The 14,328-nt window shown below is 43.7% G+C and carries 11 protein-coding genes; all 11 read right to left on the bottom strand.

Translation table 11 applies throughout. The annotated features are described in order from the left end of the window. Nucleotides 1-52: 52 nt before the first annotated feature. The 11 genes from H6F98_RS05635 to H6F98_RS05585 all read right to left on the bottom strand — a co-directional run bounded on the left by H6F98_RS05635 (nucleotide 53) and on the right by H6F98_RS05585 (nucleotide 14,199). Nucleotides 53-946 carry a glycosyltransferase family 2 protein gene (locus H6F98_RS05635; protein ID WP_192217690.1) on the bottom strand — a complete coding sequence of 298 codons (894 nt, stop codon included), beginning with the start codon at nucleotides 944-946 and terminating at the stop codon, nucleotides 53-55. Nucleotides 947-1,070: 124 nt separating this feature from the next. Beyond that, nucleotides 1,071-2,609: a GMC oxidoreductase gene (locus H6F98_RS05630; RefSeq protein WP_192217689.1), complete on the bottom strand. Its 1,539-nt coding sequence runs from the start codon at nucleotides 2,607-2,609 to the stop codon at nucleotides 1,071-1,073. A 77-nt stretch (nucleotides 2,610-2,686) separates the two neighbouring features. Further along, the gene (locus H6F98_RS05625; RefSeq protein WP_192217688.1) at nucleotides 2,687-3,574 is read right to left on the bottom strand and encodes a glycosyltransferase; all 888 of its coding nucleotides are present in this window, start codon (nucleotides 3,572-3,574) and stop codon (nucleotides 2,687-2,689) included. A gap of 42 nt (nucleotides 3,575-3,616) precedes the next feature. Beyond that, entirely contained in the window at nucleotides 3,617-4,900 is a 1,284-nt protein-coding gene (locus H6F98_RS05620; RefSeq protein ID WP_192217687.1) for an ABC transporter ATP-binding protein, read from the bottom strand. Continuing rightward, nucleotides 4,897-5,742 carry an ABC transporter permease gene (locus tag H6F98_RS05615; RefSeq protein ID WP_192217686.1) on the bottom strand — a complete coding sequence of 282 codons (846 nt, stop codon included), beginning with the start codon at nucleotides 5,740-5,742 and terminating at the stop codon, nucleotides 4,897-4,899. The genes H6F98_RS05620 and H6F98_RS05615 overlap by 4 nt, the downstream gene beginning before the upstream one ends. A gap of 92 nt (nucleotides 5,743-5,834) precedes the next feature. Beyond that, nucleotides 5,835-6,962, bottom strand: coding sequence for a glycosyltransferase family 2 protein (locus H6F98_RS05610; protein WP_242058394.1), 1,128 nt, complete (start codon nucleotides 6,960-6,962; stop codon nucleotides 5,835-5,837). 45 nt (nucleotides 6,963-7,007) lie between these two features. Next, complete coding sequence (locus tag H6F98_RS05605) at nucleotides 7,008-8,291, bottom strand: glycosyltransferase (protein WP_192217685.1); 1,284 nt, start codon at nucleotides 8,289-8,291, stop codon at nucleotides 7,008-7,010. Nucleotides 8,292-8,351: 60 nt separating this feature from the next. After that, a complete protein-coding gene (locus H6F98_RS05600) occupies nucleotides 8,352-9,311 on the bottom strand; it encodes a glycosyltransferase family 2 protein (RefSeq protein WP_242058390.1) in 960 nt (319 codons plus the stop codon). 155 nt (nucleotides 9,312-9,466) lie between these two features. Further along, on the bottom strand, nucleotides 9,467-10,969 hold the full coding sequence (locus tag H6F98_RS05595; protein WP_192217684.1) for an NAD(P)/FAD-dependent oxidoreductase: 1,503 nt from the start codon (nucleotides 10,967-10,969) through the stop codon (nucleotides 9,467-9,469). A 35-nt stretch (nucleotides 10,970-11,004) separates the two neighbouring features. Beyond that, nucleotides 11,005-12,042 carry a glycosyltransferase family 2 protein gene (locus H6F98_RS05590; RefSeq protein ID WP_192217683.1) on the bottom strand — a complete coding sequence of 346 codons (1,038 nt, stop codon included), beginning with the start codon at nucleotides 12,040-12,042 and terminating at the stop codon, nucleotides 11,005-11,007. A gap of 585 nt (nucleotides 12,043-12,627) precedes the next feature. After that, nucleotides 12,628-14,199 carry an LA_3751/LA_3752 family putative glycosyltransferase gene (locus tag H6F98_RS05585; protein WP_192217682.1) on the bottom strand — a complete coding sequence of 524 codons (1,572 nt, stop codon included), beginning with the start codon at nucleotides 14,197-14,199 and terminating at the stop codon, nucleotides 12,628-12,630. Nucleotides 14,200-14,328: the final 129 nt, after the last annotated feature.

The following is a 14,328-nucleotide window of genomic DNA, read 5'->3' as shown; positions in this document are numbered from 1 at the left end:
TGATGAGGAAGAAAAGCTTTGCTCCAATAACTCTAATAATTAAGGTTTATCGTTAAGTGAATTTCTCTGTAGTTTGATTTAGTCTCTCCCAAAAAAAACCTGCAATATTGGCTATCTGCGATACTACGAAGAGGGCAGACACCAATAGCCCTGGCTGGTCTGATTTCTGGAATAATGGGTAAGTTAGTAAGTTGAAGTAAAATGACAGAGGTTCAACTTTGATGCGTTCTACATCTCGTCGGGAGCGAACTTTGTGAAAGCAGAATGCACCCCGACCGTAGTTGAAGTGCTGACGCCAGAATTTAGGTAATGTTAGTTTATGAGCGTGATAGATTCGGACTTCTGGAGCGTAGCTCATTGGGTAGCCGTGATGTAACCAGCGATCGCAAAATTCCCGATCCTCTCCTGCGGCGAGGGGAAAGCTTGTGTCAAAACCACCAAGGCTCTGAAAACGCTCAGTTGGCATGGCAAAGTTATTTGAAGCGAAGAAGTTCGACTCGTTAGAGCCAGCGTTGTAGTACTGGTAGAGATAATCGATCAGAACTTGGCTAGCTGTTGAGTACAAGTTATCGGTAAGGGCATTCAGCGTCCGTCCCCCAATTAAGCAATCAGGTGTTTTGGTAAAGCGAACGTCTAAAGCGTGTAAGTAATCAGGCGCAAGGGTGCAGTCGTCGTCGGTGAAAACGAGAAACTTACCTTTAGCTTTTGCTGCACCAGTATTGCGTGCGTTTGCAGGTCCAGCATTCGCTTGCGTAATCAATGTGAGGTTAAGCGGGTTATGGAAGGGGGAAACTACAGGTTCGATTGGTTTCTCACTCCCATCGTCTACCACAATTACCTCAAAGCGATCGCGTGGATAGTCAACACGGGCAATGGCTTCAAGGCAGGTAGCCAATCGTTCTGGGCGATTATAAGTTGGGATAATAATTGAAAACGTAAGTACCATAAATTTAATTTTAAATATTAAAAATAGTAAGGCTAAACCTTTTTGAGTAAATGTGACTTCACGCTTAGAACGGTCATAGGTCAGGATTTCAGAAAACTTCAAAATTTAACTATTCATTGTCAAATCAGTCAACTACAGCTCTATTCATTTCCTCCTGTCTTGATGTTATCTGTAGCAAATGCTGACCAAGACGGCGTGCGAGGGCCAGAATTGTAAATGTAGGTGAGTACGAAGGGCCAGTTGGAAACACTGCTGAACTGGCTACATAGAGATTATCAGTACCGAATACTCGACAGTTTGTGTCAACGACTCCCTCTTCGGGTCTACTAGCCATCCGGGTGGTACCCATTTGGTGGGCTGCATCGGTCATGGTTTCTAAACTGGGCGGATCGTCTCCAAAGTCAAAGGTTCCCAGCCCAACTTCTGCAAACCGCTGCGTTAAGAGTTGCAGAGTCTTCTCCATCGACTGTCGATCATGGTCGGTGAAGCACCAATCAACCTCCAGCTTTCGCTGACCGAGTGCGTCAGATTCGCTTCCAAGCTTAAGACGACTGACTTTATGGGGAACCTGCTCGGTGACAAACTTAACTCGATAAGCGGATACAAAGCCGTTCCCATCTCGGCAAGTAGGACGACGCAATAAAGTTCGCCCAAGTCGGTCTATTAGCTTTTCATAGATTGGTTTCAGATATAGGACGTGCTCAAGAAGCTCATGCTCTTTTTGAGTTGTATCATCTAGGGCAAAACATATACAGAAACGTGGCTTTGGAGCGTATTGCAGCTCGTGGGCATATTGTCGAACTAGATGACCGGGTCGTAGAGTTCCGGTATGGTGTTTAGGATGGTCAGTATAAAAGCGACCGACGAGGTCATGCTCATTGCCAATTCCATCAGGAAGCTGGCGGTTAGAGGCAAGTAGGAGACGTGCGGACTCGAATGCCCCAGTCGCAAGAATGATTAACTTACCTTCAACGATAATTTCTCTGCCCTCAAGAGAACGACAAACAACTGCACTCACCCGTTGACAGGAAGCATCGAGTTTTAATTCAGTTGCGGTCGCACCTAAGATAACGTGTAAGTTTTTCGAGCGACGCATCTCCTCACCAAAGCGCACCGCTGTACGTGTGGGTGTCTTTTCCCAATAGAAGCTGCTCATTTTCAAACCGCCTGCAGCAATCTTAGATCGAAGTTCTACAATTTCAGGACGAATGGCTTCTGCCTCTAAGTCCCCAAAACCATAATCTTTTGCTGCTGAGCGGTAGTGATCCAAGAGATCTGTAAAGCCTATTGGCCAGTGGCTGTTAGCAACCCAATGTCTACCCTCGAAATCAGAGAGTTGCATATATTTCCATTTGCCTGTCCAGACGTTACTCGTGCCACCAAACTGACGCACGCGACTGACTCCGCGTAGCTCAGGTGGAAGGTACCGATGGTAATAAGTGTTTGGATTTAACTCGCGATGGCGTTTACCCAGAAATGTCACATCATTTAATGCCTGGATCGATGGATCGAACTGGTCGCGCCCGCTTTCTAGAAGCACTACCTCTCGACCATGACGCGCAAGGTATGTTGCCACTTCAGAACCTGCAATCCCGGAGCCAATCACAACCACCTGTGTCCGTAGCTCTGTTTGCTCACCCATCTCAAGGATATCGGTAATCATATGACCTTCATTCTTTAAAAATACTTCAATAAAACTTAGTTGCTGAGAAGCTAAAAGAGACTTGATACCGTCAAAAACTAAATTTTTAGACGCTTGGTCAATTGAGATAGCGTAGGTCTAAAACTCAGCCCTAAAATATGAGTAGGGTGAAGCTTTACTGCCCACAAAAAATGGGCTAGAGCAGCTTTATTTTGTCCTATTTGATAAGATGTTGAAGCATGTTGATAGACCAACTCAGAAAACATTTTTGGATGAGCCTTAAAGATGTCTTGATGTTTTTCAATCAAGCGATGAAAGCTTTCTTGACGAAGCTTTGGGTCGCGAGAAACTCTATCCTGCTGAGCCCGAAGTAGCTGGTAGGTAACAACTGGCAGACCAATAATTGTGCAAACCGGATTAAGCCGTAAGAATAGCTCGGAGTGGACACGAGAGCGAAATGTCTCATCCCAGCCTCCAATCTGACGAATAACCTCTCGCTCGACGACCAAGGTTTGCTTTGTGTTGTACGACAAACCAGGTTCAAGTTCCTCTAATGAGAAGTGGGCGCCGCGTAGACGTGCCGGAGGCGGAAGGCGTTTACCTGTGACTTGACCTTGAGCATTCACCACCTCTATTCCAGAAATCACTCCGACAGGTGCGGGTAGGGTCGTCTGAGTTAGGGCTTCTAGCGAGACTTTTGCCATGTGAGGAAGGAGCTGATCGTCGTCGTCGAGGTAGGTAATCCAGCGACCTCGCGCCGCTTCAGTACCCACGTTACGCGCTCCTGCCCCCCCATGAGACGTTGGCAGATGGATGACTCGCAGCCGTGGGTTGCTTGGCAACTCGACTGGCTGTGTCGAGGCATCATCAACAACGATCACCTCTAAATCGTCTATTGTTTGTGCCAGGGCAGTTTCGACAGCAAGAGGGAGTAAGTGAGGACGGTTGTAGGTAGGAATGATGATGCTGAGTAGAGGGTTGCTCATCTTCGAGGTTTCCGTTCTTCAAATAGGGCGCGATCGCAAAGCTTACTGATTGATAGCTTTCCAGGTTCGGGGTTGATAAAATAAACAGCGACTAACTGTCCTTTGAGACTTCACCGTAAATCTAAATGATTCAACGACATCAAAGGAGTAAACGCCCTTTCTTACATAAATTTTTGCGCTGTAAACACCAGGAACCATACTGCAATAGGGCATCTGCATTTGCAGTTCTACTTTTCCGGGAGTGACTTTCAACGCTTCATTGTCGCTTGCTGAGGTTAGATATAAAACTAAGTCATGTTCTCCGGATAAAGACTTGACTACAATCCCTAAATTTGCATCTTCAATGGTTTGATAAGATTTGCACTCTACGCACAAATAAGCTGGCTCCCCCGTCATCAGGGCTGAGAGAGCGTTTCCTTGTTCATCTTTAAAGGAAATCGACAAAATATCTAAGCCGGAGCTTTCACTCTCAGGCTTTTCTGGCAATACCATTGCTCCTAAAGCATTATCTGTCCCACTGATACAGAGGTCTTCTTCATACTTACGAATAACTGACTCTGTTTTACCAGCACTAATTAACTTTCCTTTTGCCAGATAAACAGCAGAAGTACAAACATTTAATATGTTATGAGGATTATGAGAAACAAGGATAAACGCTGTGCCATTTTCTCGAAGTTTTGCTAACCGTTGGTGACACTTCATCTTGAACTTTATATCACCAACCGATAGAACTTCATCAACCAATAAAATTTCTGGCTCTATATAAACAGCACAAGCAAACCCTAGCCGTGCTGCCATTCCCGAACTGTAGGTTTGAACAGGGGAATCAATCGCCTCCCAAATTTCTGCAAAATCAATGACATCATCAAACCTTTTTTTAATTTCTCTGGTTGATAATCCCAAAATTGACATATTGGCATAAATATTTTCTCGCCCAGTCAAAATTGGGTTAAACCCCGCACCTAACGCAATCAAAGGGGCAACTCTTCCCCTGACTCTCACCACGCCAGTATCCGGCTTGATTAAACCACTAATAATCCGCAGCAAGGTACTTTTCCCAGCACCATTTGAGCCAATTAAACCCAGCGCATCACCTCGCCGCAGTTTGAAGCTGACATCCTTTAATGCCCAAAATTCACCCTTTCGCAGGGTATCACTCTTGCGTCGTCCGCCGACTATATCAGTGCCAATATCTTGAACGCCATAAAATAAGGACTGCTTCAAATCTCGGCAGAACTTCTTAGAAATTTGCTCAACGGAGACAACGACCTCACGATCATCTGGCTGAGTGGTAATCTCTTGATTGGTCATCTCAGTTATTATCATGAACTTACCCTCTCAATCACGTAAGGCATTGCAAGACGAAACGCTACCCAAGTTAGCAATAAGCCAACTACAGTAATGACACTAACCACCCAAAATCCATAAGCCTGGGATATCACTCCGGTTGTTGCTAATTCCCGTGTCGTTACTAATAAGGGAGTAACGGGATTAAGTTTCACGAGAAGTCCAAAGGTTCCCTGATTGGGAACAGAATATACAACTGGAGTCAGGAACAGCCAAAAGCCTGTCACCATTGTCAAGCCTTTTGACACATCCTGATATAAAACCCCTAGGGGAGACAATAACATGCCAATTAACGTTCCCAGCATAATTAAGTGAATCAATGCCACGGGAGCGAGAATGACTGTCCAAGTTACAGGAATCCGATACCAAAGAAACAATCCCACAATTAAAACAAGCTTGATGGCGAAGTTGAATAAGACTTCGCCTACCTTGGCTAAGATGATTGCTTCTCGTGGAAAATTCACTCTCGCAATCATCGGTTTCGCCTGAGTTACGGCTTGCACCGGGCCATTCACAGATTCCACAAACGTTTGCCACAGCGCAGTACTGAACATTACATAGGCGGGATAGGGCAAATCTGTGACATCAGCTTTGAAAATATCGGCATCTTTTGCCAAGGTAAACCCTGCTGCCATGACCAGTGGGGGTAAGAATGCCCAGAGAAAACCTAAAAATGACTGACGATATTGGGCACTAATATCGCGCACCATGAGCCGCCAAGCTAGTTCACGAGAAGCCAGCAAGTCTCGCCACATCAGTCGGAATAGTTGAATCGGATGCCTCAGTATACTCTCAGGCGTGTGAATGACCTCAGGTGGCATATCAGACCCTTATACCCTTTTGGATTTTAGATTTTGCGGAAGTCGGAGTTTCTCCGCCTCCGATGATTTTGGATTAGAAATTTCTGCCCCTCTCAACCCTGTGATAAGGCTGTAGTTTGAGAGTCGTGCTGTTGTGTTGTGGTCTGCTCTTGCATCCTCTGAGACTGTATTTTGGCATGACGATCAGTCAGATAACGGTTTAGCCTCTTGTCTAAAGGAACCAGGATTGGATTGAACAATCGGCTACTCAGCCCAAAGGTAATGCGGCGGTTTAGAGGCACGATGATTGACATGTGTCGTCGCCATCCCAGCTTTTTGTACTTCGCTTGGAAGTAGCCATCCTCTGCCAAGCCCCACTTGTCGCGCAAGCGATGGAGGCTAGAGAGCGTCCAGGCATCACTCCAGCGAAGCATGTAGTAATGTAGGTCAGTCCATTGTGGCGGTTCTATCACATAAGTTACGATGCTGGCAGGCTCAAAATATACGGTGCCGCCTGACTGCCTGACACTCATACAGAAATCGAGGTGTTCTTTTGTGTTGAGTATGGCTTCATCGAGAAAACCAATTTGCTTAAATATCTCGCTGCGAACCATTACACAGTGAAATTCTGCCAATTCGGTTTCTTGCCGTTGCAGTTGGTCGCGCAGTTGGGCTACCTGCTGACCTTGACTATACATCTTCTCGCGGAGACGGCGTCTGGCTTGATCACCTGTCTTGTCAAGCCAAATGTGAGATTCTCCTCCGGCAAAGTGGATAATTTCGTGTAAAGGCTTTTCTTGACACATTAAGGGACCAACTACTGCTGCTCCCGTTTCCTCTGCACACTGAACCAGAGGATTCAGCCAGCCGGGGGAAACAACTACGTCATTATCAATGAATACAAGGTACTTGGTTTTAACTTGAGCTAAACCCAGGTTTCTTGCTTGGTTTGGGTAGAGGTAGTAATCAGTGCGAACGATTTGAAAGTTTTTTTCTTGTGCTTTCTGTTCAAGATAACGTCGAACCTTAGCCGGTGAGTTACCGTCTACATAAACTAACTTGAATGGAATATTTGTGTGAGCGTAGATGCTCTCAAGAGATTCCTGGGTGTAGCTGAAACGCTCTCGTGGAACAACAACAATCGTGACTTGCGGGTCTGTCTGTGGTAACAACTCCATGTCTAAATCCTCTTTTAGTTTGGGATGACTTTGTCTAGTTTCAGGTAACGGTAATGACGACATATCTCCAAATTGAATAAGACTTACGATTGTCAAAATAGTGCTAAGTCAGACATACATAGAACTTACGAGCTTCTCTTGCTCCCGTGGCTGCTCTTGACCGAAATTGAGTAAATGGCGGTAAATTTCAACTAGCTGATCGTTAAGCTTGTTGGTATCGTAGTGTTGTTCTACATAAGCACGCCCCGATCGACCCATTTGATGCCAGATTTCCGGATGCTTGATAAGATAGCCTAATTTTTCAGCTAAACCATATACATCGCGTTCAGGGACTAAGAAGCCTGAAATTCCATCTTCAACCAGTTCAGGAATACCACCGTGGTAAGTGCTGACAACGGGCAACCCCATCGCCATCGCTTCTTTTAAAACATTAACTGGTGCGTCTTGATTACCGTCTTTTGCCGTTACGCTTGGGGCAGTAAAGATATGAGATTTATTGAGAATTTCTATAATTTCCTGCTGTGGCTTTTGACCCAGCAGCTTCACAATGTTACTAACACCCAGCTCCTGAATGAGTTGCTGTAAATTGTTCCGCAACGGACCATCCCCCATGATGTTGTATTCGAGATTTGGGTAGGTCTTTGCTAACTTAGCAACAGCGCGAATGCTGTACTCTATACCCTTTTTTTCCACTAAACGACCCGTTGTTGCAATCCGAATCATGCCATCAGGAGACGGATAACGAGGGGTGAAGACAAACCGGCTGCAATCAATTCCCGAACCATGTACGACAGTTTTTTTTTCATCACAACCGAGTTTGATTACTCGGCGTCTGAAAAATTCGCAGTTGGTCAAGAAAAAGTCTGCGGCAGCGAAGAGTTTATCGTAAAACTGTTCACCGTGTTCCTGAATATACGTGCTAATGTCGTAGCCTCGAAATGTTGTAATCAACTTTCCTGTAATTGCTCCTATATCGCGCAACCACATTCCTTTGAGTCCATCTGTGCCAAACTGACAGTGAATAATATCGTATGGCTTTTTGTTTAGGAGTGGTATTGTCAGGTATAGCAACCAGAGGGAAGCTGCTTCCTTGCCATACTTGAATACATTTAGTGATCGCAACAATACCAAAGGGGCTTTAGACAAGTTAGCGAACACTAAACCAAGCCCTTTCAGCAAGCGAAAAAACAGATTTTTGGGAAACTCAGGGATATAGTAAGTGCGATCAAGCAGACGATAGCGTTCTACATCCGGATGCATCTTATCCCTATCACCGGGTTGGTTGGCATAGATGTCAACTTCGTGTCCCCGATCAATTAAACCTGTAATTTGATTTAATATGAACGTTTCTGACAAAATTGGAAAGTAAGTAACGAAGAAGGCGATTCTCATACCAACCTCTAGTAAAATCCTGATGGTTTAGGGCTTAGATGCTACAAACACTATAGAAATTTATTCTCTTGCAGAAACGCCTCCAAACTTAAGCTTGAGTTTTTCCCAAGCGCTTACATACCTGATAAAGATTAATACTAAAGAAACTTTTAGCTTTTGTTGAACTCCTTTTAACCGTGAATCTAAAAACAAATTAAACGCAAACATCAAAGGGGGAGTTAAATCTTGAGCTAGACTTATGAAAAATCGTTTGTTACGTTCCAAAAAAGATTTCTCTTTTTTGATTTGCAAATCATAATATCCACCAGCATGTCGCAGGGTTCTTTTATATATGTCGTTGAATGAATATCTAGCTGGATGAGATACACAAGTATCCTCAGCATAAATCGGCTTGTAACCGAATGAAGCAACACGCTGTCCCCATTCCACGTCCCCGCTAGATTTTAAGCTTGCATCGAAACCTCCCACTTTATCAATCACATTTTTGAAGGTAAAAACATTTGCCGTTGCACCATATTGATGCTTTTCCAGAAATTCTCTTTGTGGCAGTGCCATGATACTCTCATACAGTTCTACCGTCGTTAGCTGCTTAGGATTTTTGAAGAAAATTTCTATTTTGCCTGCCACTAAACCGCAGTTAGGGGTTTGCAGCAAATTTTCCACACCCTTCTCAAGCCAATCGGGAGCGGGAATACAATCAGCATCAGTAAAAGCGATAACCTCTCCTTTGGCTAGGGAGATTCCTTTGTTTCGAGCCGCGTAGGAACCTGGCGCACTTTCGTAGGTTGCGATCGCTTTTTCAAATTGTGCAACTACACCCTCAATATCTTCTGCTTCATCTGAACCGTTATCAACAACAATAACTTCATACAGACTTTTGGGATAAGTCTGATTTTCCAAAGCCTCTAAACAAATTTTTAGACGCTTAGCATCATTGAACACTGGAATGATAACAGAAACAAATGGACTGGATAGGTGAGACATCAATTTATAGCTGTCTGGCTGATTTTGATTGCCCATCTCTCCCTCCTTCTTTCCTCATCTGAGAGCTTGTGAATAAACTCTTGAGGTAATAAATCCTTAGCTTTGACTTGAATCCACTCGTTAAATTGGTGCTGGTTTAACTAAGGATTTTGTTAAACCAACATCCAATCTAAAGCTGTTAAGCCTATTTATTAGCTCTTTGACACCACTGGGCTTGCCAACTCAACTGGAGTTAAGGGAGTGCCGCTCTCGGATAGCGGCTTTTTCGGCCACTCCTCTTTGGTAAACTCCTCATGGTAAGAGCGTTCGGTATTGACATTCCACAAATCGTGTTCTTCTCCAAGGATATTTTTGACAGCCAGCAGGGCAGTCAGCATGGAGTGATCCTGATTGTTATAGCGATGCATTCCGTTGCGACCGACCGTCTGTAGGTTGTCAAACGTTTCTAGATAGTCTTGGAGGACTTGAAGATGCTTGCGGTACTCACCGTCGTACACGGGGTAGGCTTTATGTTGACGGATGACCACTCCATCTACGACATCGCCTGGTTTAACTCCTAGACCTAACTCGACCGCTTCACGACTCGCCAGTCCGATCAGATCTGTATCAGACATTTCCCAGAGGTCATCCCCCTCGCTACAGAAGTATTCCATACCCAAGCAAGATTTGTCGGCTTCAGGAACCATCGCTGGACTCCAATTCCTGAAGTTCTGGATGCGTCCGACTTTGAACTCTGGACTATGGATGTAGAGCCAGTTGTCGGGAAATAGGTCTGGCTGCTTAATAATCAGCGACACAATTAGAAAATCTCGATATTTAAGTCCGCGTGCCGCTTCTAATACATAAGCAGGTGGCAGGGGGTCGAGCCGATGCACTAGGGCAGTTACAGGCATAGTGGAGATAAAGTGATCGCCAGTGATTTGGAAAGTCTCGTCACCTTGTTGTGCCGTAATGCTCTTAATCCGAGTGCCTTCCCGTTCAATGCGAGTCACCGAGGTATTAAGATGCACTGGAGCGCCCTTACTCTCTAGCTGTTCCTGACAGCGCTCCCACATCATCCCCGGACCCAAAACAGGATAATCAAATTCTTTGATTAAGCTCTTAGCGTTTTGGCTTCCGAACACGGCGTTGATCACAGCTCGTTTGAGAGACATTCCTTGAATGCGTTGTGCGGCCCAGTCTGCTTGAATTTTATCGCAGGGAATTCCCCATACTTTCTCGGTGTAGGTTTTGAAGAATATTCTGTAAAGGCGACGACCAAAACGATCAGTCACCCACTGATCAAAAGTCTCCGGTTCAGGGCCCGGTCGCAATTTTGCCTTGAGTTTTGCCTTGAGGTAGCTCAACAAAATAAAGAAACTTTGAATGATACCCAGGTTCGATAGAGTGTTGAACAAAGAGAGGGGATAGTTATAAAACTTGCTTTGATAGTAAATACGCGATAGACGCGGAACCTTAATGAATTCGTCTCCCAGAATTTCCTTCCAAATCTGCTGAACTTCTCCAATCTTGGTGAAAAAGCGATGACCGCCAATGTCGAAGCGGTAACCCTTGTACATCTCTGTACGAGAAATTCCGCCAACTTTGTCAGCTTGTTCTAAAACTATTGGTTTGATGCCTTGCTTAACCAGTTCATGACCAGCAGTAAGACCAGCAGGACCAGCTCCAATGATGACAACGGGATAAGATTTCATGAGGTAGATCTTCTGATTTCGGTTTGCGATTCAAGCTACTTGCGGAAAGCCAAAGACAGATTTGCACTAGGAGATAACCACTGACGCGAGTGGTAGCTAGCCGTACCGATCACAAATGACAGACCACTATAGAGAAAATAAAACCAGTGCCAAGGGATTACTTGGAGCGTAAACCGAAGACCCCGCTTTTGCAAAAAGAATTGATAAACTGGGGCATTGATTGCGAGGAGTATCAGGCTTAGAACACCTGCGATCGCTAGAAATCCTGACCACCACAAGGATTCGACTAAAGCGCTTAGAATCGCAAATGTTAACATAACGCTCAGGCGACTGGACAATTTGAGATTGAGGTCGTTAGCGTTGATGAATTTGCGATCGCGTAATATCAGTTCAGTCCAAGGAAGAGCACGGTAAAAAATTTCGGCTCTCAACAATGAAACGGGTTTCCAATGCTTCAAATGCTTGACTTGCAAATCCTTGCACAGCCGAATTTTATGACCCGCCCGTTTTAACCGATAGCCTAGCTCTATATCTTCAACACAGGGTCGATAGTAACTTTCATCAAAGCCACCGAGGGAGAAGAAAATCTCACGACGGATTGCTCCGCAAGCTCCCCAAAATGTAGAGGCTTCCTCGCTAGCTATCTGATGGGTGTAGTGGTGGAACAGATTTTTGTATTGCGATAGGAAGTTGCTAGCTCCTGGTGCATCATCATAGGAGCCAATAAGAGCAGCAATATCAGGTTCCTGAGTAAAGGCATTTGCAACCTGACTGATAGCGTCCGGACAAATAGTTACATCCGCGTCAATAAAATATAGAATGTCACCCTGCGCTGCCTGTGCTCCCAAATTCCGTGCTCTTGCTGGTCCCCCACATGTCGGTACCTTCAGCACCTTCGCTCCAAATTTCTCTGCCAAACGCCAAGAGCCATCTGATTCTCCGTCGGCTACAACAAGAATTTCATAAGGATGAGGCGCAGCATCTGCCAGACTAGAAAGGCATTTACGGAAACTATCTCCTCCATTGTGTACCGGGATAATAACTGAGACGAGCAGTTGAGGATGATTAGGCATGGATTAGACAACTGAAACTACTTACGGCAGTTTGAACGGAACTTCTAAAGGTGAATTGAGGACGTTGAAGGTTACTGTTAGAAGTTTTCCTTAGGGTATTGTATTTATCTTTCTCTGAAGTTTTACAAAGTTTAAATGAAGCTTTCATGAGAAAATTCTCATGTTTGCCATCAAGAAACACTGCCTTTAAGCATCTAGATTAGATAGCAGAACTATTCTATTGCTGCACAAGAATCATTGAGCAACGCACAGCGTTGCACCTTAGGCAAAACTTGTAATTATTTAAGACGTAACTGAAGAGATTAATACAGAATTCTAATTAGCAGGCAGTTTCACCGTTCATTGTGAACTGAAACAGATGACTCAGCAAGGAAAGTATTAGCCATAACTGTTCCATTTGTTACAAACTTCACTTACTTATTCAATTGCGTTAGCCACGGAATTTACGACAAAACCATAGACAATCCAATTAATATCTAATTAAAATTAGGTTAAATCTAGGTTAAAACAATAGAAGCTGATGGCTGATAGCTGACCGCTAACTGCTAACTGCTAACTGCTATAAAGCTTGAAATCAATAGAGTCTTAAAGCCTAACTATCGATGCCTCACTTACGATATAACTGCCAAATTCTCCAAGTTCGGTAACTTTAATAGCAAAACGCTGGTCGCCTGAAGTAAATTCTAAATAATCAACTTTTTTTGATTCGTCCTCTCTTTCTAAATAAATAAATTGTTGATTCCCTTGACTCAGTAGCACTGACGCTAATTGCTCCAAATCATTGGTAGATTGAGTCAAAAAAAATACTTTTTCACTAAAAGCTGCTGCTAGATCTTGACTGATATACTGATGAGATACAGCAACAACAGTATTTGGATTGGCTCTCAAAACATTAAGAGCAGGCAAGACCCTTTGAGCGTAGTCTCTAATCAGGCGAGTTGTGCCGAAAAAAGTATTAATGAGGCTTCCCCCTACAAGCAATACTAGAAAAACCGATAAACCTACATACCGTAAACTGTATGAACGGATGCGGATTATTTGATTCAAGGTAATTGTTGCAATCAGTGAAATAAGAGGAATTAGCACTAACAAATATCGAGCGCCCCATTCCTTCCCTCCTACCCATCCTACGAGAGGAACTGAAAAAAGGATGGGTAGTCCTAGTAAAAATGTGAATTTAACGCTAGGTTTTAACTTTGCTTTGTTAGTCAGTAAAACTAGAAAAATATAAGAAAAAGAGAAGGCTGTTATTGGCAGGTAGCGGAACAGACGGAAAATCAATTCAAATAAGACAATAAAAAAACTTGAAGCTTTATCAATCAAACTAAAACTATCAGTAATAACTGGCTTATAAGAGTTAGCGCTGGCTGTATCAGTTTCAGTAGTGCTAATTCCTAATGAAAAAGAGTAAATTCCCAAAGGATGACCATAGGCTATGGTATTAACTATAAGAAAACCTGTAACTGTTAAAATTAAGCTGATTAAGAATACTGTATTTCTCTTAAAACCTAGATTCAGTTTAGGTGAAAGAGCAAACAGAGCAATTAGAGTTAATCCAAGGCTTAGTAATTCCTGTCTGAACCAAACAGATAAGCCAATCAATATACCGCTCAATATAGCTTCCCTATTGGATAAATTTTGTGAGGGTGAAATTAGGATAATGGATATTCCCCAAAAAGCCAGGGAAATAGCGATCGCATGTTCCCAGAACATCGCGCTGTATAGCGTTAAGGGAGAAGCAAATATTAGAGTAGCAAGCCCTAAAGAGGTACTAATAACTCCTAGCCGAAAGCGTTTGCAGACAACATAAAACCTCCACCAGATAATCCAGATTGAAACTAAGGAAATAATATATAAGCCTCTCCAGCCAAAAAGTGCATAAAACGGAGCGCTAATGAGGGGATATATGAAAGGATATTGAATGTAATACCGATTATCTATTTCGTAAGTAAAAGGTGGAGCAAATGGGTATAATCCCTTATCCCAAAGGTTGCGTACCCACGACTCTACAGGCAAATCTAAGTCAGCTTGAAGCCTTCCCTCAGCAAATTGCTTTATTAGTAGTAGCTTAGGACCAGCATCGCCACTGAAGAAGACTTCCTCAGGAATTTGCAACTGAAGGTATAGAGAAAATAAAACACCTAAACCGATTAACACTAAGGGAAGTTTACATTAGACCTATCCTTAATAGAAAAGCTGTGGGATGATGAAAGAATAATTAAGAATTCCGTGCATCTAGTAATGACAAGTCCTTTGGAAAGAATCGAATCACATCCTCAAGAAGCA

Origin of the sequence: Microcoleus sp. FACHB-SPT15 (assembly GCF_014849525.1) — a bacterium.
In the GTDB taxonomy this organism is placed as follows: Bacteria; Cyanobacteriota; Cyanobacteriia; order Cyanobacteriales; family Coleofasciculaceae; genus Symplocastrum; species Symplocastrum torsivum.
The sequence above is the reverse complement of the archived record's forward strand: the minus strand, read 5'-3'. Positions and strand labels throughout refer to the sequence as shown.

Bases quoted from the DNA above. Each gene is read 5' to 3' on its own strand.
- H6F98_RS05635 (WP_192217690.1), bottom strand. From the start codon at position 946: ATGGTACTTACGTTTTCAATTATTATCCCAACTTATAATCGCCCAGAA.
- H6F98_RS05620 (WP_192217687.1), bottom strand. From the start codon at position 4,900: ATGATAATAACTGAGATGACCAATCAAGAGATTACCACTCAGCCAGAT.
- H6F98_RS05605 (WP_192217685.1), bottom strand. From the start codon at position 8,291: ATGAGAATCGCCTTCTTCGTTACTTACTTTCCAATTTTGTCAGAAACG.
- H6F98_RS05630 (WP_192217689.1), bottom strand. From the start codon at position 2,609: ATGATTACCGATATCCTTGAGATGGGTGAGCAAACAGAGCTACGGACA.
- H6F98_RS05625 (WP_192217688.1), bottom strand. From the start codon at position 3,574: ATGAGCAACCCTCTACTCAGCATCATCATTCCTACCTACAACCGTCCT.
- H6F98_RS05610 (WP_242058394.1), bottom strand. From the start codon at position 6,962: ATGTCGTCATTACCGTTACCTGAAACTAGACAAAGTCATCCCAAACTA.
- H6F98_RS05615 (WP_192217686.1), bottom strand. From the start codon at position 5,742: ATGCCACCTGAGGTCATTCACACGCCTGAGAGTATACTGAGGCATCCG.
- H6F98_RS05595 (WP_192217684.1), bottom strand. From the start codon at position 10,969: ATGAAATCTTATCCCGTTGTCATCATTGGAGCTGGTCCTGCTGGTCTT.
- H6F98_RS05590 (WP_192217683.1), bottom strand. From the start codon at position 12,042: ATGCCTAATCATCCTCAACTGCTCGTCTCAGTTATTATCCCGGTACAC.
- H6F98_RS05600 (WP_242058390.1), bottom strand. From the start codon at position 9,311: ATGGGCAATCAAAATCAGCCAGACAGCTATAAATTGATGTCTCACCTA.